18 protein-coding genes and 1 pseudogene are annotated in these 22,119 nt (G+C 50.6%); 16 read left to right on the plus strand and 3 right to left on the minus strand.

Annotated features, from left to right (window positions below; genetic code table 11):
• Positions 1 to 95: 95 nt before the first annotated feature.
• The 5 genes from F463_RS0102815 to F463_RS0102835 all read left to right on the plus strand — a co-directional run bounded on the left by F463_RS0102815 (position 96) and on the right by F463_RS0102835 (position 5,449).
• Positions 96 to 1,526 (plus strand): cytochrome ubiquinol oxidase subunit I, encoded by a 1,431-nt coding sequence (locus tag F463_RS0102815; RefSeq protein ID WP_018985531.1) that lies wholly within the window; start codon positions 96 to 98, stop codon positions 1,524 to 1,526.
• On the plus strand, positions 1,527 to 2,528 hold the full coding sequence (gene cydB / locus F463_RS0102820; RefSeq protein ID WP_018985532.1) for a cytochrome d ubiquinol oxidase subunit II: 1,002 nt from the start codon (positions 1,527 to 1,529) through the stop codon (positions 2,526 to 2,528).
• Positions 2,528 to 2,680, plus strand: a complete 153-nt coding sequence (locus F463_RS14715; protein WP_018985533.1) for a DUF2474 domain-containing protein — start codon at positions 2,528 to 2,530, stop codon at positions 2,678 to 2,680. Before cydB ends, F463_RS14715 begins: the two co-directional genes overlap by 1 nt.
• Before the next feature lie 65 nt (positions 2,681 to 2,745).
• The gene (locus F463_RS0102830; protein ID WP_018985534.1) at positions 2,746 to 3,198 is read left to right on the plus strand and encodes a (2Fe-2S)-binding protein; all 453 of its coding nucleotides are present in this window, start codon (positions 2,746 to 2,748) and stop codon (positions 3,196 to 3,198) included.
• Positions 3,199 to 3,220: 22 nt separating this feature from the next.
• Positions 3,221 to 5,449, plus strand: a complete 2,229-nt coding sequence (locus tag F463_RS0102835) for a xanthine dehydrogenase family protein molybdopterin-binding subunit (protein WP_018985535.1) — start codon at positions 3,221 to 3,223, stop codon at positions 5,447 to 5,449.
• 77 nt (positions 5,450 to 5,526) lie between these two features.
• Here the strand turns inward: F463_RS0102835 and F463_RS0102840 are convergent, their stop codons facing one another.
• Complete coding sequence (locus F463_RS0102840) at positions 5,527 to 6,138, minus strand: hemerythrin domain-containing protein (protein ID WP_018985536.1); 612 nt, start codon at positions 6,136 to 6,138, stop codon at positions 5,527 to 5,529.
• A gap of 277 nt (positions 6,139 to 6,415) precedes the next feature.
• Here F463_RS0102840 and F463_RS0102845 point away from each other — a divergent pair, with 277 nt between their 5' ends.
• The 7 genes and pseudogenes from F463_RS0102845 to F463_RS15100 all read left to right on the plus strand — a co-directional run bounded on the left by F463_RS0102845 (position 6,416) and on the right by F463_RS15100 (position 15,397).
• On the plus strand, positions 6,416 to 7,663 hold the full coding sequence (locus F463_RS0102845) for a paraquat-inducible protein A (RefSeq protein ID WP_245545113.1): 1,248 nt from the start codon (positions 6,416 to 6,418) through the stop codon (positions 7,661 to 7,663).
• A complete protein-coding gene (gene pqiB / locus F463_RS0102850) occupies positions 7,650 to 9,320 on the plus strand; it encodes an intermembrane transport protein PqiB (protein WP_018985538.1) in 1,671 nt (556 codons plus the stop codon). The genes F463_RS0102845 and pqiB overlap by 14 nt, the downstream gene beginning before the upstream one ends.
• Positions 9,321 to 9,334: 14 nt before the next feature.
• Positions 9,335 to 9,946, plus strand: coding sequence for a PqiC family protein (locus tag F463_RS0102855; protein ID WP_245545114.1), 612 nt, complete (start codon positions 9,335 to 9,337; stop codon positions 9,944 to 9,946).
• A 178-nt stretch (positions 9,947 to 10,124) separates the two neighbouring features.
• Positions 10,125 to 11,693 (plus strand): GGDEF domain-containing protein, encoded by a 1,569-nt coding sequence (locus F463_RS0102860; RefSeq protein ID WP_245545116.1) that lies wholly within the window; start codon positions 10,125 to 10,127, stop codon positions 11,691 to 11,693.
• 177 nt (positions 11,694 to 11,870) lie between these two features.
• Positions 11,871 to 13,112: a cation:proton antiporter gene (locus F463_RS0102865; RefSeq protein ID WP_018985541.1), complete on the plus strand. Its 1,242-nt coding sequence runs from the start codon at positions 11,871 to 11,873 to the stop codon at positions 13,110 to 13,112.
• 276 nt (positions 13,113 to 13,388) lie between these two features.
• A pseudogene (locus tag F463_RS15095) lies at positions 13,389 to 14,182 on the plus strand (PAS domain S-box protein).
• Positions 14,183 to 14,212: 30 nt separating this feature from the next.
• Entirely contained in the window at positions 14,213 to 15,397 is a 1,185-nt protein-coding gene (locus tag F463_RS15100; RefSeq protein WP_281163708.1) for a putative bifunctional diguanylate cyclase/phosphodiesterase, read from the plus strand.
• A 53-nt stretch (positions 15,398 to 15,450) separates the two neighbouring features.
• On the opposite strand, the gene F463_RS0102875 is transcribed toward F463_RS15100, so the two are convergent.
• Both F463_RS0102875 and F463_RS0102880 read right to left on the minus strand, forming a co-directional pair.
• Positions 15,451 to 16,470, minus strand: coding sequence for an NAD(P)/FAD-dependent oxidoreductase (locus F463_RS0102875; RefSeq protein ID WP_211209176.1), 1,020 nt, complete (start codon positions 16,468 to 16,470; stop codon positions 15,451 to 15,453).
• Positions 16,446 to 16,613 carry a TIGR02450 family Trp-rich protein gene (locus F463_RS0102880; protein ID WP_245545118.1) on the minus strand — a complete coding sequence of 56 codons (168 nt, stop codon included), beginning with the start codon at positions 16,611 to 16,613 and terminating at the stop codon, positions 16,446 to 16,448. The genes F463_RS0102875 and F463_RS0102880 overlap by 25 nt, the downstream gene beginning before the upstream one ends.
• A 142-nt stretch (positions 16,614 to 16,755) precedes the next feature.
• On the opposite strand from F463_RS0102880, the gene F463_RS15305 reads away from it, so the two are divergent.
• The 4 genes from F463_RS15305 (at position 16,756) to F463_RS0102905 (ending at position 21,999) form a co-directional block, all read left to right on the plus strand.
• A complete protein-coding gene (locus F463_RS15305; protein ID WP_081620777.1) occupies positions 16,756 to 16,941 on the plus strand; it encodes a carboxymuconolactone decarboxylase family protein in 186 nt (61 codons plus the stop codon).
• Between the two features lie 470 nt (positions 16,942 to 17,411).
• Positions 17,412 to 18,449: a CobW family GTP-binding protein gene (locus F463_RS0102895; RefSeq protein WP_018985547.1), complete on the plus strand. Its 1,038-nt coding sequence runs from the start codon at positions 17,412 to 17,414 to the stop codon at positions 18,447 to 18,449.
• Between the two features lie 212 nt (positions 18,450 to 18,661).
• Positions 18,662 to 19,186 (plus strand): TIGR00645 family protein, encoded by a 525-nt coding sequence (locus tag F463_RS0102900; protein ID WP_018985548.1) that lies wholly within the window; start codon positions 18,662 to 18,664, stop codon positions 19,184 to 19,186.
• Positions 19,187 to 19,434: 248 nt separating this feature from the next.
• Positions 19,435 to 21,999 carry a methyl-accepting chemotaxis protein gene (locus F463_RS0102905; RefSeq protein WP_018985549.1) on the plus strand — a complete coding sequence of 855 codons (2,565 nt, stop codon included), beginning with the start codon at positions 19,435 to 19,437 and terminating at the stop codon, positions 21,997 to 21,999.
• Positions 22,000 to 22,119 lie beyond the last annotated feature (120 nt).

Consider the following 22,119-nt stretch of genomic DNA (forward strand, 5'->3'; position numbering starts at 1 on the left):
TGACCAATCATGGTCAATGCTGATAGTATTTGCGCGGAAGTCGCCTCCATCCGGCTGAAGCACGCAATGGGTCGCAAGTGATGTAAAGGACAAACATGTCTGAATTGGCATTGACGTTATCAAGAATCCAGTTTGGGTTCACCATCTCGTTTCACATCGTGTTTCCGGCAATCACCATCGGTTTGGCAAGCTATCTTGCGGTGTTAGAAGCCAGCTGGTTAAAAACCAGACAAACGGTTTATCTCGATTTATACCATTTCTGGGTCAAATTATTTTCATTGTGTTTTGGCATGGGCGTGGTTTCGGGGCTGGTCATGGCTTATCAATTTGGCACCAACTGGTCAGGCTTTTCCAATGTCGCAGGTAGCGTGACCGGCCCATTGCTGGCTTATGAAGTGTTGACAGCTTTTTTCCTCGAAGCCGGGTTTCTGGGCGTCATGCTGTTTGGCTGGAACAAGGTTGGGCCCGGATTGCACTTTACTGCCACGTTGATGGTAGCTATAGGCACGCTGGTGTCGGCCACCTGGATACTTGCATCCAACAGCTGGATGCAAACGCCGCAAGGCTTTGAGCTGGTCAATGGCAAAGTCATCCCCGTCGATTGGTTAAAAATCATCTTCAATCCCTCCTTCCCTTATCGCCTGTTGCATATGGTGATTGCCGCCTATCTGGCGACAGCGCTCTTTGTTTCTGCGGCAGCTGCCTGGCAACTCTTGCGGGGAAAAGATAATGCAGCCGTACGCAAAATGATGTCCATGGGCTTGTGGCTCATTTTATTGATAGCCCCACTGCAAGTGGTGATAGGCGACATGCACGGGCTCAATACCCTTCAACACCAGCCTGCTAAAATTGCAGCCATAGAAGGACACTGGGAAAACCGGGCCAATGAACCTACCCCCTTGATCCTGATGGCCTGGCCAGACATGGCCCGGGAAAAAAACCATTTCGCGCTGGAAATCCCCGTGCTGGGCAGCCTGATCCTGCGTCACTCGTTGACCGAGCAGATTCCTGCGCTCAAGGAGTTTCCTGCCGATGAAAGGCCGAATGCAACCATTGTGTTCTGGACCTTCCGTATCATGGTAGGCCTGGGCTTGCTCATGATCCTGCTGGCCGTGACTTCACTCTGGTTACGCTATAAAAATCAGTTGTACCAGCATAAAGCCTTCCTGCGGTTTGCAGTCGCCATGGGACCGGCGGGCGTCATTGCCATCCTGGCAGGCTGGTTCACCACTGAAATCGGCCGCCAGCCCTGGGTGGTGTATGGTGTATTGCGCACCGCCGATGCCGTGACGCCGCACACGACCAGTGAAGTGGCTGTGACATTAACACTTTTTGTCTTGATTTACCTGGCGGTATTCGGCATGGGGACCATGTATGTGCTAAGGTTAATCAATACCGGTCCCAAAACCGGCGAAGCCTTGCAAGGGGATGCCATCTCCATTAATCCCAGTGATGTGGATGAGTTTGCCCTGGCACCTGAGTTTCACCCCGATGCCAAGACACCTTCTGCCGGAAAGGATCAATAAATGGACTTATCACTGGTATGGGCAATCATTATATTGTTTGGCATCATGATGTACATCATCATGGATGGCTTTGATCTCGGCATCGGCATCCTGTACCCCTTTTTCCAGGAAAAAGATGACAGGGACTTAATGATGAATACTGTGGCCCCGATCTGGGACGGTAACGAAACCTGGCTGGTGCTTGGTGGCGCAGGCCTGCTGGCGGCGTTTCCGCTGGCTTATTCGGTGATTTTAAGTGCCCTTTCGCTGCCTTTACTGTTTATGCTCATGGCGCTCATTTTCCGCGGGGTGGCCTTTGAGTTCAGGTTCCGCGCCACGGATACGGAGCGGCACTTCTGGGACAAGGCTTTTCTGGGCGGCTCGATTGCAGCTACCTTTTTCCAGGGCATAACGCTGGGTGCTTACCTGCAAGGCATTAAAATGGCGAATCAGGCCTATGCTGGCGGGCCGCTGGACTGGATTTCGCCCTTTTCGCTGTTTACCGGCTTAGGCCTGCTGGTGACTTACGCGCTGTTAGGCAGTACCTGGCTGATTTTTAAAACCACTGGCGAACTGCAAGCCACGTGCTACAAACTCTCGCAACGTATTTCCATAGTGCTGTTCGCCATTATCATCATTATTAGCATCTGGACCCCCCTGATGGACAGCCGCATTGCGGAGCGCTGGTTCACGCTGCCCAACCTACTCTGGCTGTCACCTGTGCCCTTGCTGGTCGCATTGGTTTTTTACAAGCTACAAGCCGCCCTCAAGGCCAAGGCCGAAACCAGCCCATTCATCTATACGCTGTGTCTGGTTCTGCTTGGGTATGCAGGTTTAGGTATCAGCATCTGGCCCAATATTATCCCGCCAGAAATGACCATACAGGCCGCCGCCGCACCGCCACAAAGCCAAGCCTTCGCGCTGGTAGGTGCTGTCATCATTATCCCGATTATCCTGATCTATACCGCCTGGGGTTATTATGTGTTCCGCGGCAAGGTCAAACCAGGTGAGGCCTACCATTAATGCAGCAAGCCCCTAAACGCGACACAACCAAAAGCAGTCTGGCTAAACGGCTAGGATGGATGATCCTGATCTGGTTGGCCAGCATTGCTACGCTGGCCGCCATGAGTCTGCTCATGAAACTATTAATGAAGGCAGCAGGGTTTAACAGTTAAATTGCCGACTTGGCAAAGCCTTTCATTAAGAAAATACCTGAAAATAATTGGAAGGGAGTTGAGAAATGATCACGCTGAATGTGAATGGAAAAGAGCACGCACTTGATGTCACGGACGACACACCCATATTGTGGGCATTGCGTGATGTCATCGGGCTGACGGGCACCAAGTTTGGCTGCGGCAAGGCGTTGTGCGGTGCCTGTACTATCCATCTGGATGGCCAGGCTACGCGTTCCTGTATCACGCCGGTTTCATTGGCGAGTGGCAAGAAAATCACCACTATAGAATCCATAGGCGAGACTGAAGTCGGCAAACGTGTACAAGACGCCTGGCTGGCGCTCGATGTGGTGCAATGCGGCTACTGCCAGTCTGGTCAGATCATGAGTGCATCGGCCCTGTTGGCGCAAACACCCAATCCCTCTGATGAAGATATTGATAATGCGATGTCAGGTAATATTTGCCGCTGCGGCACCTATCCGCGGATCAAGGCTGCCATCAAAAATGCCGCCAAGGCCTGAGGCCGAGAAAGGATAAAATCGCATGAGCACCCCCGACAAAACACCAGCAAAGTCTGAAACCCTTTCTGAGCATGGCATGAAACGTCGTAATTTCATCATTGCCGGCGCTGCTGCAGGCGGCGGCCTGCTCATAGGGTTTGCGCTACCCAAAATGTTTGAAGACAAAGGCGGCCACTCCACCCCGGCAAACAGTGAGAAGGCGGCCAGGGAGGCATTTAGCCCGAATGCCTTTATCCGCATTGATAAAGAAGGCCTGGTCACCCTCGTCATGTCCAAGGTAGAGATGGGGCAAGGGACGTTTACCTCCATTACCATGCTGATTGCCGAAGAGCTGGGTGTAGACCCGGCACAGGTCAAGTTGGCACAAGCCCCTGCAGATGAAAAGAAATACGCTGATCCACTATTGGGCGGACAGGTCACTGGCGGGTCAACTTCTATCCGTGGCGCCTGGGAACCGATGCGTAAGGCCGGTGCCGTCGCAAGGACCATGCTGGTCAGTGCAGCCTGCCAGGACTGGAATGTAGATGCCAAAGAATGCCGTGTAGAAAACGGGTATGTGTTGCACAGCGGCTCAGAAAAAAAAATAGGCTATGGCGAGTTGGTTGAAAAAGCGGCAACCCTCCCCGTGCCGCAAGAAGTCACCCTTAAAGAAGCCAAAGAGTTCACCCTCATAGGCAAGCCCATCAAACGGCTGGATTCCCCACAGAAAGTAAATGGTCAAGCCGTGTATGGCATTGATGTGAGGCAGCCCAACATGAAAATCGCTACCGTGGCCATGAGTCCGGTATTAGGAGGAAAAGTCGTCTCCGTCGATGACTCAAAAGCGCGCAATATCAAAGGCGTGCGCAAGATCGTGAAACTGGACGATGCCGTCGCCGTGATTGCCGACCATATGTGGGCAGCCAAGCAAGGGTTGGCCGCGCTCGACATCAAATGGGATGGCGGCCGTAATGAAACGCTGATGATGAAGGATATTATCGGGCAGCTTGACCAAGCTTCTAGCGACAAAGGTCGGGCCGCTCCTGGAGCCGTTGCCACGTCAGAAGGCGATTTTAAAGCAGCCTTTGCCAAGGCCGATGTAAAGTTTGAAGCGGTGTATCAATTGCCTTTCCTGTCTCATGCCGCCATTGAACCCATGAATGCCACCGTACATGTGCAAAAAGACCGTTGCGATGTGTGGGTGGGCACCCAGGTCCCGGCCATGGCACAGGCAGGTGCGGTCGGCATTACCAAACTGCCACCGGAAAAAGTCTTTATCCATAACCACCATATCGGTGGCGGCTTTGGCCGCCGTCTGGATGTGGATTTCATCAACCAGGCCGTGGCGATTGCCAAGACCGTGGATTACCCGGTCAAACTGATGTGGACGCGCGAGGAAGACATGCAGCACGGGATTTACCGCCCTTATTATTACGACCGTCTCTCTGCCGGACTGGATAAAGACGGCAATATCACGGCCTGGAAACACCAGGTCACGGGTTCTTCCATCATGTCACGCTGGATTCCGCAATTTGTCAAAAACGGGCTGGATTCCGATGCCGTAGAAGTCGCCAGGGAACCCTTGTATGCCCCGGCCAATATTTTTGTGGAATATATCCGGCAAGAACCGCCAGGCATGCTCACCGGCTGGTGGCGGGGCGTAGGCGCCACGCATAATACGTTTATGGTGGAAAGCTTTATTGATGAGCTGGCACACAAAGTTGGCAAGGATCCTTTGCAGTATCGCCTGGCCAACATGAAAAACTCCCCGCGTGCCAAACATGTGCTTGAAGTGGCGGCCAAAGAAGCCGGATGGGGCCAACCTTTATCCAAAGGCTCAGGACGAGGATTGTCAGTACAGTATGCTTTCGGCACCTATGTGGCGCAGGTGGCAGAGCTGGAGGTCAAAGAGGATGAGGTACACATCAAACGCGTGGTCTGTGTGGTGGACTGCGGCATGGTGGTGAACCCTGACCATGTCAAAGCGCAGATGGAAGGCGGCATCAATTTCGGTATTTCCGGTGCCTTATGGGGTGAAATCACCGTCAATAATGGCAAGGTGGAACAAAGTAATTATGACAACTACCGCGTCATGCGTATGCGTGAATCTCCTGTCATTGAAGTACACCTTGTACAAAGCAGCGAAGCGCCAGGAGGAATTGGTGAACCAGGCACCGCGGCCATTGCGCCTGCGCTCACGAATGCGATTTTTGCCGCGACCGGCAAGCGCATACGCAACCTGCCCATTAAAAACAGTCTGACTGCAGCCTGACGCAATCAAACATAGGCATTTCCAAACCAGTCCGCAAAAAAAGGAGCTTCACGCTCCTTTTTTGTGGCTGAACACACTTAATGTTTAGCGCTCATGTCGATCTTAACCTGTAATTGCTGCGGATCAATCTCACCCTCCACGTCACAGAACTCTTCCATGATTTCCGCTTTGCGGGAAGTGATCATTGCTCCCATTTCCTTAAGGTCTACCTTTTTAGATTCGCGCACCATAGGAAACATTTCTGTCTCTTCTTCTTCCACATGATGTGTAATGTATTCGCCCAGTACGGTGACTTTGGCATCGTACATGGGATCCTCAGGACTCATGCTCACTATTTGTGCAATCAATTCTTTGGCGCTGTCATGCTCTACTTTGGCCTCATTCAGCATGTCGTCATCGTCAATGGCTTCACGGGTAGCTGGATAAAAGATTTCCTCTTCGGCTATCGTATGCGCAATCAGCTCCGCACAGATTTTGTTGGCAATCTGTGTTTTGCCTTCTATGTCTTGTTTTTCGGCTAACTTATCAAACTGTTTGAACATCTTTTTCACTTCGGCATGATCTTGCTTGAGCAGGACAATGGCGTCGTGTTTGACGGAATTTGAATTCTTGGGGCTTGACTGTTTGTTGCCGATCGCTTCTTTGCCAGTGGCTGGTTTGCTGGACTTTATGTTTGCTTCTGTTCTCATGCTACTCTCCTAACGTCGTAGTTAAAATAATGTGGTAGAGCGCAAATCTTGCCTTTAAGTCATTAAGATCAATAGGCTGGATTAACTGATCTTTTTGTCAGATTTGCTTTACAAGGTCAAAAGAGATCCGCTTGCAATTTTTTCGGGCTAAGAATACCCAAGGAATTTTTCTTGCTTATTCAAATCCAACCCATTTACCATGCCAGTGAAAAGGCAGGTAACTTCACCACCGACCCCTATCCGAATGACGACCGAGAAAAAAACAAAATGGCGGCGTTTGCGGGCTTGTAGCGCCTGCGACCTGGTCAGTGCCATCCCCCTTCTGCGCCCCGGCGAACATGCCTGCTGTCCGCGCTGTGGTCATGTGTTGGCCAGACGGCACTTGCATCCCGTGCAACGCAGCATTGCGCTCGCCATCAGTGCATTACTCAGTTTGTTGATTGCCATTGCGTTCCCGTTTATCAGCATGGATACCAATGGCCTGGATACGCAGATTGAGCTACCGCAGACAGCCCTGACCCTGGTCAACGTGCATCAACCGATTGTTGCGCTGATTGTGAGTTGTACCGCCATTTTCTTGCCCGCTTTGTACCTGATAGGGGTGATTCTCATGCAGGCCAATGGGTTACGGCGCGTACCGCGCGCCTATAGCGACGTGATTGCCCGCCTTTTTTCGCGCCTGCATCCGTGGATGATGGCCGATGTATTCATGATCGCCGCGCTGGTCAGCCTGGTGAAACTCACCGAGATTGGTGAGGTTCAACTGGGCGTTTCATTCTGGGCCTACTGCGTGTTTGCGTTTTTATTACTGATGACCACTCGCTCTGTGGATATCGACTGGTTATGGTTCAGGCTGGCCGGGGAGCCGCCTCCCGATACGCGACTGCGTTGCGGCACGAGTGCTGCCGAACAGCATGCCATCGGTTGCACCACTTGTGGCCTGGTTAACATGCTCCCGGCCACCGCATCTGACAGAGGCCATACTTGCAGCCGCTGCGGCAGCAACCTGCATATGCGCAAACCCAATAGCCTGGAATACACCTGGGCCTTATTGCTGACGGCGGTCATTTTATATGTCCCGGCCAATGCCTACCCGATGATGATTACCACTTCGCTGGGCCAAACACATGCCTCAACGATTATTGGCGGCATGCTGGAATTATGGCAACATGGCTCAGAACCGATTGCCGTGGTCATTTTTGTGGCCAGCGTGCTGGTGCCGATTTTCAAAGTACTGATATTGGTACTATTGTCATGGCTGGCACGACACCCCGGCCCCTTGAACGCAAAGCAGAAAACCGGGCTTTACCGCCTGACCGAATTGATAGGCCGCTGGTCCATGGTCGATGTGTTTGTCGTCGCCATCATGGTGGCCTTGATACAATCGGGCAACCTGATGTCGGTTTTTCCAGGCCCGGCTGCCCTTGCCTTTTGCGCGGTGGTGATCACCACCATGCTGGCAGCCATGACATTTGATCCACGCCTGCTATGGGATACCCAGGAAAATACGCATGACAGAGAATAACCATATGCTGGCTAACGTCAGCAAACAAGCAAGAATTTCACCGATCTGGATTGTGCCTATTGTGGCCCTGCTGATCGGGCTGTGGCTGATTTATGACAACTACACCAAGGCCGGCAAGCAAATTACCTTATCCATGACCAATGCCGAGGGCATAGAGGCCGGCAAGACAAAAATCAAGGTACACAGCGTGGACATCGGACAGGTGGAACAAGTCACCTTATCAGAAGATCTGGGACATATAGAAGTCATCGCGCGCATTACGCCAAAAGCTGAACCCATGCTAGTCAAGGATACCCAGCTCTGGGTGGTCAAACCGCGTATCGGGCTGGAAGGCATCAGTGGTCTTAATACCGTCATCTCTGGCGCATATATTGAATTGCAACCTGGCAAAAGCGAAGAAGAGACAGACCAGTTTAATGTGCTGGACCAGCCACCCATTTCACTTAACGGCGCCAAGGGCGTGCATGTCAACCTTATCGGCAAAGTCGGCAATGCGTTGCGTGTGGGCGACCCGGTCACTTACCAGGGCTTGCGCGTGGGGCGCGTCGTCAGCGCGGTATTCGACCCCAAGCAGCGCCAGATGAAGCACGAAGTGTTTATCGAACATCCTTATGATGTCTTGGTCACCGAAAACTCACGTTTTTGGACCACGGTAGGTATTGATGTCAAACTGGATTCCGAAGGCTTCAAGGCCAATATTCCTACGGTTGAATCACTGATCGCAGGCGGGGTCAGTTTTGGTCATGCTGATGACCGCCCTATGGGCAAACCAGTCGTCTCCGAAACCACATTTGAGCTGTATACCAATGAAGACGCTGCACGCCAGCAAACCTACGACCAGTTCATAGAGTATGTCTTGTTGGTAAATGATACCGTGCGCGGATTATCCAAAGGTGCCCCCGTGGAGTTCAGGGGCTTGCGTATAGGCACCGTTATCAGCGTACCTTGGAAATTCAATTCGCCTGAGCGCAAAAAGGATTTCCGTTATGCGATTCCGGTCCTCATCCATTTGGAGCCTGGCCGTCTGGCAGAGAATGGCAAGGCTGACCTCCAGGAATGGAAAGACAGGATGCATCATATGTTGCAGCGTGGCCTGCATGCCACCCTTAAATCCGGCAACCTGATTACCGGCTCGGTCTTTGTTGACCTGAATATGGACCAGCATGTCCACAAAACCTACCGCACCCAACGCTTTGAAGGTCTCCCAGTGATGCCCACCACGGCTACCAACCTGGCGCAAATTGAGCAGAAACTGTCTGACCTGCTGGATAAACTGAACCGGCTCAATGTGGAGCCAGTCCTTTCCGGCCTGGATAAAAACCTGCAGCAATCTGAAAAAACCATGCAGGAAATCCGCACCCTGAGCCAACAGGTCAACCAGTTGCTGAACCAGCCTGACGTGCAACAAATGCCGTCCAATATCAACCAGACCATGCAGGATATGCGCGCCACCATGCAAGAGTTACGCGGCACCTTGCAAGGCCTTTCGCCTGAGTCTACTGCCTACCAGGAGCTCACTACCACCTTGCAGCGCCTGGATAAGGCTTTGCGCGATATCCAGCCATTGGCACGAACCTTGAACGAGCAGCCCAATGCCATCCTGTTTGACCGTAAACCCGGCAATGACCCTGTGCCATTGGCCCCTGCCAAACCGTAAGGAATTGATGGCTTATGACAATCTCTACAATGACCTCAACAAAACATTTCCGGTTTGGCATGCTGCTGATGCTGACCCTCAGTCTCAGCGCGTGCTTTCAATCCAACCCGCCGGTTAAAACCGAGCGCTACAGCCTGCCGGAAGTCAGCGCTCCACAACAAGCCAGCCCTTCGGTAAGCACAACGACCCACACGTTGCTATTAAACCGTATCCAGCTGGCCGACTACCTGGATACTGACCGCATCGTGATACAGCTCGATGACATTACCATGCGCCCAGCACGTGATCACTTGTGGATAGACAACCTGTCGCAGGAATTACGCCGTGGGCTACGTACACGCCTGGCCAGTCGGCTGGGCCATGTCACCGTGGTCGACCCACAGCCGGGCCTGACGGCTTCTTCCAACAGCCTGAATATCACCATTGACCAGTTCCACGGTCATATGCAGGGCTATGCTGTGCTCAGTGGACAATGGCAATCAGGAGGCTCATCCTTGCCGCCCCAATCATTCAGGTTCACGACCCCGCTGGCTGAGGATGGCTATCCTGCCCTGGTGCGCGCCCTGGGGCATAACCTGGACTTGCTGTGTGACCAGATTGCCAGGCAATGGCAACCCTCTCCATAACCATGCTAAAACCCGCGGCTGAGAAATCAACTGATACGCTAATAGCAGTTACTCTCCCCCCCTAACAATCACACGTTAGTTAGTAATTCTTTGCGTTTTTTAATACTTTGGCCCTGCCGTCTCGCAGGAACTTTTCATGTACACTCCGTCGTGAATTGACTCTTTTCGGACAATAGGCTTGCAACGTTTTCTCTTCTGGATGCTGATGGCCTCATGGGTTGTGCTGATGCCTCAGGCCTCAGCTGACCCAACGCTGCTGGGCACTACTTGCATGAACAGCAAGGGGGTTGTCATCGCCAGCATTCCCTTGCAAGGCGGTAAATTTGTCTGCCAGAGTGTGCTCACCATCACGCAAGCCAATCAGTATGTGATTGATTTCAAAAACACTTCAACCATTGCCCATTATCAGCACGAAATTACTGATAGCAATCAGCAGACCAAAATCATTCAGGGCGGCTTAAGTAGCCAGGCAAAAGATTCTTTCCTGCTCAGGCATGGCCACATTGTTCACCTGGTACCAGGTACTTACCGCCTGGTCACCTGGTTGCAATCCCCTTATTATCTGGCGCAACCTGAACTCTTTGTGACCGACCTGGCTTCCTACCAGCAACAAACCAACTTCACCACGGCGGTCAGCCTGTTATTGCTAGGCGTTTTATTGGGCATATTCACCTATTATTTTGCCATTGGCGCCACCCCAGGCCATCCGACCGAGCGCATGTATGCCTTGTTTATCCTCGGTAACCTGATTTTTCAAAGTGCGGCGCTAGGCGTTTTCAAGCAATTATTTGAATGGCACTGGTTTTACCTGACCAGTTTGCCTATCCTGTTTTCCAACCTTGCTTATATCAGCTTTGTCTGCCATTTGCTGGGCATCAACCAGTTCCATCATCCCAAGCTTTACCACCTGTCGCTGTTAGTACGTCTTGCACTGGTCGCATTAATTGTGATTGCCATGATCTCCCCCAACTGGATGCTGGAAATGGACCGGTATGGCGTGGCGATTTTCCTGGTGTTTGGTCTCATCTGCGGCTTAAGCCTCAGTTTGCAAAAACACCGTGTTGCCCAACTCTACCTGATTGCTGTCGCTGTCTTTGGTGTGCTGGGGGGGCTTTCAATCACCGCACAACGACTCAGCTCAGATGCGTGGACGATAGAACAGCTAGGGCTGGTCGCAGTTGCCGTGGAAGCCATCATGCTTTCGCTGGTGGTGGCCTACCAGATCAACCGCCTGCATCACGAAAAAGAGCATATGCTGGGTGAGTTACAGAGTACACGTTCTTTGGCCATGACAGACCGGCTGACAGGCGTGCCCAACCGCCATGCCCTTGAAAACCAGATGCTGCAATTCCCTGAGCATGGCTGCCTCATGTTCCTTGACATTGATAACCTCAAACACGTCAATGATCATTTTGGTCATGAAGCGGGTGATCACCTGCTTAAAAGCTTTGCCCAGATCCTGTTAAAAAAACTGGATACGAGTGGCCAGCTGTATAGGCTGGGAGGAGACGAGTTTGCTGTGATCTGCCATGAAGATGACATCGAATGGTGCCAGCATCAACTTGAATACACGCACCTGGAAATAGCAAAAGAAGGCTTTATTGGTGTAGGTGCCAGTGTAGGCGTGGTGTTTAGCCATGAAGCCGATAGTACGGAAGAGCTCATGCGTATTGCAGACAAGCGCATGTATGCCAACAAGCGCACGCGCAAAAACCGCAAGGAAATGATGCAGGTATTGGCCAACTAAACCTGACTGACAACTTTCTTCAATCAGCAGCTATTTTATAAGTCAGGCATGCCACTGCCTGCATAAATGATTTACACTCAAAGTCGCATGATCGAAGCTGTATTTCAAACACCCGCACACACCCTGCAGAACCATCCATCACGGCAGGGTGTCTTGTAAGAAAACAAAGAGAACAGCATGCCTTTTCTGACTACCCTGCTTATCCTCATTGTCACCGCGCGCCTGCTGGGTCAATTATTCAGCCGCATTAACCAGCCTGCCATCATAGGCGAAATGCTGGCAGGTGTGATTCTTGGCCCCAGCCTGTTCAACCTGATTTCGCCTACACCAGCACTGTCCGGCATTTCTGAATTTGCAGTGTTTCTGATCGTGCTGTCTGCCGGCCTGGAAATGAACTTCAAGGAAGTCATCGACTCCATGCGCGGCAAAGGCGCCGTGATCGCGCTCCTGGGTTTTTTGCTACCACTTTCAGGCGGCATCCTGGTGGGGGTTGGTTTTGGCCTGGATGTCAGCCGTACCATCTTTCTGGGCTTGTGTGTTTCCATCACGGCACTGCCGGTCACCATTAGCATCCTGCAAAGCTTCAAGCTGCTGGATTCCACGATTGCGCGTTTCTCAATAGCCACTGCGATTTTTAACGATATCGCCGCATTGCTGGTCCTGGGGGTGATTCTTAACCTGCCGGAACAAAAATCTTACCAGGCAGTGGGCAGTGCCATTTTCCATGCCAGCTGGAAGCTGATCTTGCTCATGGCATTGATCCTGGCGGTCAGCCTGCTGATCAAAAAGGCGATAGAAAAAGGCATCCATATCGACCTGCTGTCAGAAAAACTGGTCCATTTCATTGGCAATGAAGCCTTGTTTGGCCTATTACTGCTGCTGGTGCTGGTATTTGGCTCCGTCAGTTCAGCCCTTGGTTTCCATTTTGTGATCGGCGCTTTTTTTGGTGCGCTGCTCATAGACCGTACGTTTTTCCTGCCTTCGCGCTACAAAGAACTTGAGCTGACTTTAAGCTCAATTACAGGCGGTTTTTTGGCCCCCGTATTTTTTGCCTACCTTGGCCTTGAATTCAAGGTACAGATCATAGACTCGTTCTGGTTTGTGGCTGTGGTACTGGCCGTGTCTATTGCCACCAAAATCCTGGCAGGCTGGCTGGGCGGACGCTTGATCGGCCTCTCTAAAAGTGATGCGCTGGGGATCGGTTTTATCCTCAATGGCCGCGGCGTCATGGAACTGGTCATCGCCAGCATTGCTTATGAACGTGGCTTTATCGGCCAGGACCTGTTTTCCGTGCTGGTACTGATGGGTGTAGTCACGACCTTGATCACCCCGCTGATGTTCCGTAAATGGGTACTCCCTCATCTGGCACACCCAGCCAGGACTATTGGCATCAATGTACAAAAGGATAACACTGATTAACACACCACTCTCCTACAAGACTGGATACTCTTTTGAGCGCCCAACATACGACAGCGTCATCGGTATCACATCAGAGCGTTTCGCACAGCGGCGCACTGTCTATCGAAGAGCAAACACAGCTGCTCAACTTGCAGCGCGCCATCCTCAAGTCAATTGCCCAGGGCGCAGAGCATCTGGAGGTCATCAAGCAAACCTGCCTGCTGGCAGAAAGCCTGCTGGCCAATTCATTCAGCTCAGTCATGCTCATGGACGACCATTACCAGCACCTCAATGTCTATGTGGCACCCAGCCTCACCCCAGAACAAATCCAGAAATCAACGGCTTGCGCCCCGAGGTGGGGGTACCTGCGGCAATGTCATCTACCAGAAGACGGTACAATATGTCAGCAATACCTTTACCGATGAACGCTGGGAAGACATCCGTCACCTGGCACATGAGTTTGATATCAGGGCCTCTTGGTCCATCCCTATTTTTTCTGCCGAAAACAAAGTCATCGGCACGTTTGCCCTCTCCAGTTTTGAACATCGAGAACCCAGCCTGTTTCACCGCATGCTGCTGGAAATCGGCTCCTCGATTATTGGGATAGCGCTCAACCGCAACCACTACCAGGAGTCGCTACGCCAATTTGAAAAAGTCTTTGAAGGCAGCGAACAAGGCATTATAGTGACCGATACCGACCTTAAAATTCTTTCGGTGAACCCTGCCTTTACCAAGATGCTCGGCTACAGCATTGACGATGTCAAAGGCAAAACACCCAAATGCTTTCTTCAGGCCTGCATGACCAGCATTTTTACCGCACCATGTGGGAAAGCATCACGCATTTCGGTCATTGGCGCGGCGAAGTCTGGAACCGTCGCAAAAATGGCGAAATATTTCCCGAATGGTTGTCCGTCAGCGAGGTCAGAAACGAGCTAGACGATATTACCCACTACGTGGGCACCTTCAGCGATATCAGTGACCTCAAGTCGGCGCAAAAAGAAATCCAGTATCTGTCCTCGCATGATGCCCTGACTGGCCTGCCCGACATTGCGCTATTCAAGGACAGACTGGAAACCGCAATCTCCATATAGCCACACCAAGCAATAGCAAAAATCGGCCTGCTGGCACTCAACCTTGATAACTTCAAATTCCTCAATGACTCACTGGGCTATGCCTCAGGCGACAAACTACTCAAGCTATTTGCCGAGCGGCTCAAAGGCTGTTTGCACGAAACAGACGCCATGAGCCGCCACGGCGGGGATGTGTTTATTATCTTGCTCAACAATATCCACGATGATGATTCCATCAACTATATGGTGGATATGCTGCTGACTGAAGTGTCCTCGCCATTTGCTTTTGCGGGCAGAAACATTTCCACCTCATGTTCTATAGGCGTTGCCGTTTACCCCACCGATGGTCATGACTTTGAAAAACTGTTTGGCCGCGCATGCAAAGCCATGTCTCAAGCCAAGGAAGAAGGCCGTAACACCGCCCGCTTCTTTACCGAAAAACTGAATACCGATAGCTTGCACTACCTCAATATTGCCTATGGCCTGCGTGAAGCGCTTGCCCATCACCAGTTTGAGCTGCATTACCAACCGCAGATCAGCCTCAAGGATGCACAGGTTATTGGCGCAGAAGCACTTATCCGCTGGCACCATCCGCAAAATGGCATGCAGCCACCGGCACAATTTATCAGCATTGCCGAACAAACCGGCCTCATTGTAGAAATGGGGGGATGGATTATCGAAGAAGCCTGCCGCCAGGGCATGCAATGGCAAAAGAATGGCCTGCCACCGCTAAGTGTTGCCGTCAACGTCTCCGCGGTACAATTCCGCCGTGGCAACCTGGATAAAGTGATTATCAAAGCCCTGGAAAAAACCGGCCTCAACCCACAACTGCTAGAGCTGGAACTCACCGAATCCATTTTGCTTGAAGACATAGACCACCTGCTCGCCCAGCTCGATGGACTCAAAAAACTGGGGGTCAAACTCGCCATCGACGACTTCGGTACAGGCTACTTCAGCCTGGCCTACCTCAAAAAATTCAATATCGACCGACTTAAAATCGACCAGTCTTTTGTGCGAGACATCAACACTGACCCCAACGATGCCGCCATTGTCCGCGCCATTGTGCAAATGGCACACACCCTGAATCTGGAAGTAATTGCCGAGGGCGTGGAAGACGAAGCCATGCTCAAGCATTTGCGTGAATCAGGCTGTGATGAAGTACAAGGCTATTTATTCTCAAAGCCATTGCCTGCGGATGCGTTTGAAGCATTTATCAAAAACATGTACTCCATGTAGTTGAGGTTTGCTCCCGATTTAAGCTGTTACCGCCTAATACACCTAATGGCAAATTAATAACAAGGCTCGCATGCCTGTATCATTTCCCGCGCTAACTGATAACCACTCATCCAGGCGCTTTCCACCTTGCCACCGTTGAGCCAGTCACCACACAACCCCAGTTGCTGAGCGGCATCCCAGGCATAGCCTTGATGCAGGTATTGGGCGCAATCCGCATAGCGCCAGCGGTGCACGCTATGTTCCATGGGCACCTCACCGCCCAAGGCCTTAAATGCTGCTAACAGCTCTAACGCGACATCTTCTGGCGCACCTTCAATATTCGCCTCAGACCATTCAGCGCTTGCATGCAACACCCAGACCTCTTTAACCACACTGCCCTCATGCAGGCGACCCGGCTTGCTGCTATCCCTCGCCACCCAGCTCAGCGGCCCAATGTTCACAAACAAGCCATCAAAAGGCAAGTCCAGTGTGTGCGCATAACGCCCCATCAAAGCCCAGCAGCCGCGCATTTTCACACTGGCTGCCAGTGTTTGCATCTCCAAATTAAAACCTAGCAGCGCCTGTGCCTGCGGTGCCGGAATCGCCAGCACCACCTTATCGAACACTTGCGGATACACGCCGTGCTCTTTAGTCTTCACACGCCATTTACCTTCGGCAAAAGTGATCTCCTGAACCGTCTGCTCCAGCTCTACGGTTAAAGACTGCGCCATCTGCCGCGCAGGGCAAGTATTACGTGGCACGCCCACATAGCGTTTTTTATCTGATTGCTTGGGGTTGATACCAGAATGATCCGCCTCATACAAGCGGCCTTGCCACTCGGCCACCAAACCCAGCTGCAACCACTTTTGCACCTGCGCCTCAAACGCTGGCTGGCTTACCGTAAAATACTGCGCACCATGGTCACACTGCCATCCCTCGCCCTGGCGGGTAGACACACGTCCAGAGGGCCCACGGCTCTTCTCAAACACCGTCACCAGAAAACCCGCCTGCTGCAACGCCTGGCTGCAAGCCAAGCCAGCCATACCTGCACCAATTACCGCAATATTCTTCACGCCACCCACCCCTGCTTCCACACTGCGCGGTCTTGCAACGCATGCCAGTCAATCACCTGCACGCGCCAGGTCATCACGGCCTCAATCTCCACTGCCTCTATCACTTGCGTTTCCTCGTCTCGAAAGATCAGCTTGGTCACCATAAAATGTTTTTCTTTATTCACAGGCTTCACAGCTGTCCACTTTGAATGTAACAGTTTTTTAGGGTTTAGTTTGAATGGTTTTGTCTGCATATTGCTACGACAATAAATGCCGAGAAAATTCTCCAACATGTTCTTTTTAATACGGATCAACGAATAAACACATATCAATGGCCGTGCTTATTGCTTGGGCATTCACGCCAAATCACTGCGCGCTGCTGGCGAAAGCAACTCGCGTATTGATCAATCAGGCGGCTGGCAAGTGAGTGACCAATATACCGAGAAAGAACGCGCAGCCCTAGCCTGGGACAGATGCCGTGACCAACATCATCACCTCAGGCACACCAGATGATGTTTTCAACGCGTTAAAAGCGCATTTCACTGATCAAGAAATCTCAGACTTGACGTTTGCGAGTATTACTATGAATGCGCTGAATAGATTGGGTATTAGTATGCGTAAATAAAACCTATGCCTAAGAAGTCCAAAACCTTGAGAAAAGCTTTAAGAAATAAAGCTTTTCTTTATTTATTTTGATGCTATCAGAACCATCGCCGCATCCATCAACCTTGTCGAATGTTTTAAGGTGACCATCGGCATGATACTCATTCATAAATTAGGATTATTTTGGGAAACAATTGAAAGGTGAATCGCCACTAATTGAATCCTTGCAGTAGATTATTTGAAAGCCTCAACTTTTTGAGGCTTTTTATTGCAGTATCTATTGTGTTTAGGCTCGACACCACCATATAAGTCGAAACACTTAGCAACCACAACAATCATCCGCGTTAAAATACTGCCACACTCGTTTTATTAGAATTGTTATGGATAAACGTATCCCCGTTACGCTGCTCACAGGCTTTTTAGGCAGCGGCAAAACCACTCTGCTCAACAAGCTGCTGCATAACCCGGCGATGAAAGACACCGCAGTCATCATCAATGAGCTCGGCGAAGCAGGTTTGGACCAGATTTTTGCCAATAGCCAGATTTCGCAAACCATTGAGAGCGAACATATTGCCGATAACACGGTGTTGTTGAGTTCTGGCTGTTTGTGCTGCTCACTTAAGAACGAGCTGGCGGACACCATGCGCGATTTGTTCTTCAAACGCAGTTTGCAGGCGGTGCCGGAGTTTAACCGCCTGGTGATTGAAACCACAGGCATGGCTGACCCTGGCCCGATTTTGGCTAACCTGATGAATGAGCCGGTGATTGAGTCGGTTTACCGATTAGACGCGGTGGTGGTGACGATTGATGCCGCTTATGGTTTGCAGCAGATTACAGAGCAGAAAGAAGCGCTTAAACAAGCTGCGGTGGCGGATGTGTTGCTGATTACCAAGCGTGATACGGCAACGCCAGAACAGATTGAAGCCTTGCAGGCCAAGCTGAGCGAGATCAACCCGAATGCGACGCAGCAGTTTGTGTTGCATGGCGAGATAGACCCGATGCAGATTATTGATGTAGGCTTGTTTGACTTTGCCAGCAAGCAGGCCAACCCTCAGCGCTGGTTGCGGGCGCCTGCCAGTGGCTTTAGTGCGGCAAAAAAAAGCACCTTGCCCAAGGCGCCTGCGCATGATGATGTGAATACGTTTACCGTCTACCTGCCAAAACCAATGGCGTGGTCTAACTTTAAAAGTGTGATTTTAAAACTCTGCCAAACGCATGGTGAAAAACTATTGCGCATGAAAGGCATTTTGCACGTAGAAGATGCGCCTGCCCCACTGGCGATACACGCGGTGCACTTTACGCCCTACCCGCCTACGCTGCTGGAAGGCTGGGATGAGGATGAGCCAATTAGCCGTATTGTGATTATCGGCAAGGGAATTGATGAAAACGCTGTGCGCGATATGCTCACTCAGTTTTAAGAATAAATAACTGCGCGGGCGAATTGCGGTGTTACGCCGTTTTTTAGTTTCGACTAATCTAGAGGTAAGTCTTCACTGAAACTGCGTTTTCGAAATCCTCATGTACTGCATGTACACTGCGGTTTCTGTGCTCCGGGTGCCTTGCACTTCATCCCGCTCGAATATTTATTCGAGATATCTTATAAGTAGTAACAGTAAAAAATGGAGTTTTCATGGCGAAGTTATTGGAAAGAATTTTAGAGCAGTTGATTTTTAGCAGCCGTTGGCTGATGGCACCGATGTATCTCGGCCTGGTTGGCGGGCTGGTCATTTTGCTGGTGAAGTTTGGCCAGGAGTTTGCGCATATTGCCGGGCACCTGGGTTCGCTCACAGAGCAGGAAACGGTTCTCTCGCTGCTGGCGCTGGTGGATATCACACTGGTGGGTAACTTGCTGATTATGGTGATTTTTAGCGGCTATGAAAACTTTGTCTCCCGCATTGATACCGCTGATAGCGAGGACCGCCCTGAGTGGATGGGTAAAGTGGATTATTCCGGCCTGAAAATCAAGCTGATCGGTTCCATCGTCGCCATTTCTGCCATCGACCTGCTGAAAGCCTTTGTGCACCAAAGCTCTGGCACCGCCAGCTTCACCACTGAGCAAATGGCCTGGCTGGTCGGCATCCACCTGACTTTTATTATCACCGGCGTGTTGTTTGCCTGGATGGACAAAATTGCCGGACACGGTGCCGATCACTAAAGCCAGCTAATATCTTCAAAGCCCGCCTTTTGGCGGGCTTTTTTGTGCCCTATTGCATATGGCTCATCACCACAGATCACTGCTGAAATAAACGCCAGGACTAAGGAATTTTTCCCCGCTTATTTCGCTAATTGCACTATTAATCCATGCTTTATCCACATATACCCTTATAAGTTTTAGGGGTTTAATAGAGGAAATGATGTCACGATAATAATTCTTAAATTAATTTATATAAATGGAGTGGTCAGATGGGTCTAAATATATTGGGAAAATTAGTCAAGCAGCCTTCATTAGAACAACTACATACACAGCTAGATCAAGATGGGCAAATCCGCGCCATTGATAAAGTGATGGGCGTGATTGAGTTTGACTTAAAGGGAAATATTACTGCGGTCAACGACAATTTTGCCGCTGTAACGGGTTACAGCAAGCAGGAGATTGTTGGTCAGCACCATAGCATGTTTGTTGATGCTGCTTATAAAGCCAGTGCAGAATATAAGACCTTTTGGGAGAAACTAGCGCGCGGTGAGGCTGATGAAGGCCAGTATTTGCGTAAAGGCAAAGGTGGCAAAGATATCTGGCTACAAGCCAGTTACAACCCGATTCTGGACGCTAATGGCAAGCCATTTAAAGTGGTGAAATATGCCACTGACATCACGGCAGATAAACTGAAAAGTGCAGACTTTTCCGGGCAGATGGCGGCCATCAGCAAAGTGATGGGCGTGATTGAATTTGACCTGAAAGGTAACATTACCGACGTCAATCCTAATTTTGCTGCGGTGACGGGCTATAGCCAGCAGGAAATCATCGGCCAGCACCATAGTATGTTTGTTGAAGCCGCTTACAAGAACAGCGCAGAATACAAACAGTTCTGGGAAAAACTGGCGCGAGGTGAAGCCGATAACGGCCAATATAAACGCATGGGCAAAGGTGGTAAGGAAATCTGGTTGCAGGCCAGTTACAACCCTATTTTTGACGCCTCGGGCAAGCCATTTAAAGTGGTGAAATATGCCACCGACATCACTGCCGATAAACTCAAGAATGCAGATTTTTCCGGGCAGATTGATGCCATCGGTAAAGTCATGGGCGTGATTGAATTTGACTTGAAAGGTAACATTACTGACGTCAACCCCAACTTTGCGGCAGTAACCGGCTATAGCCGACAGGAAATCATTGGCAATCATCACAGCATGTTTGTCGAAGCCACTTATAAAAACAGCGCTGAATACAGACAGTTCTGGGAGAAACTGGCACGGGGTGAAGCGGATAACGGTCAATACAAACGCATTGGTAAAGGCGGCAAGGAAATCTGGTTGCAGGCTAGCTACAACCCTATTTTTGATGCCTCAGGCAAACCATTCAAAGTGGTGAAATATGCCACCGATATCACCGCCGAGAAACTAAAGAACGCAGATTTTGCCGGGCAAATTGCTGCCATTAGCAAAGTCATGGGTGTGATTGAGTTTGACCTCAAAGGTAACATCACCAACGTTAATCCTAACTTTGCTGCGGTGACGGGTTATACCCAGCACGAAATCATCGGCAATCACCATAGCATGTTTGTCGATTCGGGCTATAAAAACAGCCAGGAATACAAACAGTTCTGGGAGAAATTGGCACGAGGCGAACCTGATAATGGCCAGTACCAACGCGTAGGTAAAGGTGGCAAGGTCGTCTGGTTGCAAGCCAGTTACAACCCTATTCTGGATGCAGAAGGTAATGCCTTTAAGGTGGTGAAATATGCCACAGATATTACGGCTAAAGTGAATGAAGCCAATGCCATGAAAAACGCCGTGCATGAAACCGGTGACGTGGTGGCATTAGTGCAAAATGGCGACTTAACCCAGCGCATTACGACAAATGACAAACAAGGTGAGATCAAGGAGCTGTGTGAAGGTGTCAACAGCATTATAGACACCATGACAGATATCCTCGCTTCTATCAAAGTGGCTGGCGAAACGATTAACACTGCGGCCAACGAGATTTCAGTGGGCAACAATAACCTGTCACAACGCACGGAAGAACAAGCGAGCTCACTGGAAGAAACCGCGGCCAGCATGGAGGAAATTTCCTCTACCGTGAAACAGAATGCGTCTAATGCCAAACAGGCGAATACCATGACCTTTAAGGCCAGCGAAATTGCTGCCCGTGGCGGTGAGGTGTTTGGCAAGGTAGTGACGACGATGTCTGAAATTACTGAAAGCTCCTCACGCATTGAAGAAATCATTACGGTGATTGACAGCATTGCCTTCCAGACCAATATCCTGGCGCTGAATGCGGCGGTAGAAGCTGCCCGTGCCGGTGAACAAGGCCGTGGTTTTGCGGTGGTGGCCAGTGAAGTACGTAACTTGGCGCAACGCTCAGCCAGTGCGGCCAAGGAAATCAAGCAACTGATTGTGGACTCTTCCGAAAAAGTTGCCAATGGTTCTCAATATGTTGACCAGGCCAATGGCACAATGGATGAAATCATCATTGCGATTCAGCAGATTTCGGATTTAATCGGCGAAATCACGACCGCATCACAAGAGCAAAGCACTGGCATTGACCAAGTGAATACGGCTGTCACTCAGCTGGATGAAGTCACCCAGCAAAACGCTGCATTGGTTGAGGAAGCCGCAGCTGCAGCCATGTCGCTGGTGGATCAGGCTGCACAGCTAAATGAAAAAGTGAGCCATTATCGATTAGCTGGCACTGGAGGCTCAAGAAAGAATTATCCTGCCAGCCGAGCAGAGAGTAGCATTTCGCCGGTTTCTAGTGCTGTAAGTCGCTCGATGCGTACAGGAACAGATAATCAGGAGTGGGAATCTTTTTGATATATGTATGCTCTGCACACCCCGCGATGCGGGGTGTTTTTTTTTATTTAACTTACAAATAGTTCTATTAAAAAGAATTTTTTTGTCTAATTTTTATATTATTCAGAACACTTACAAGTA

The sequence above is a fragment of the Methylophilus methylotrophus DSM 46235 = ATCC 53528 genome (genome assembly GCF_000378225.1).
In the GTDB taxonomy this organism is placed as follows: domain Bacteria; phylum Pseudomonadota; class Gammaproteobacteria; order Burkholderiales; family Methylophilaceae; genus Methylophilus; species Methylophilus methylotrophus.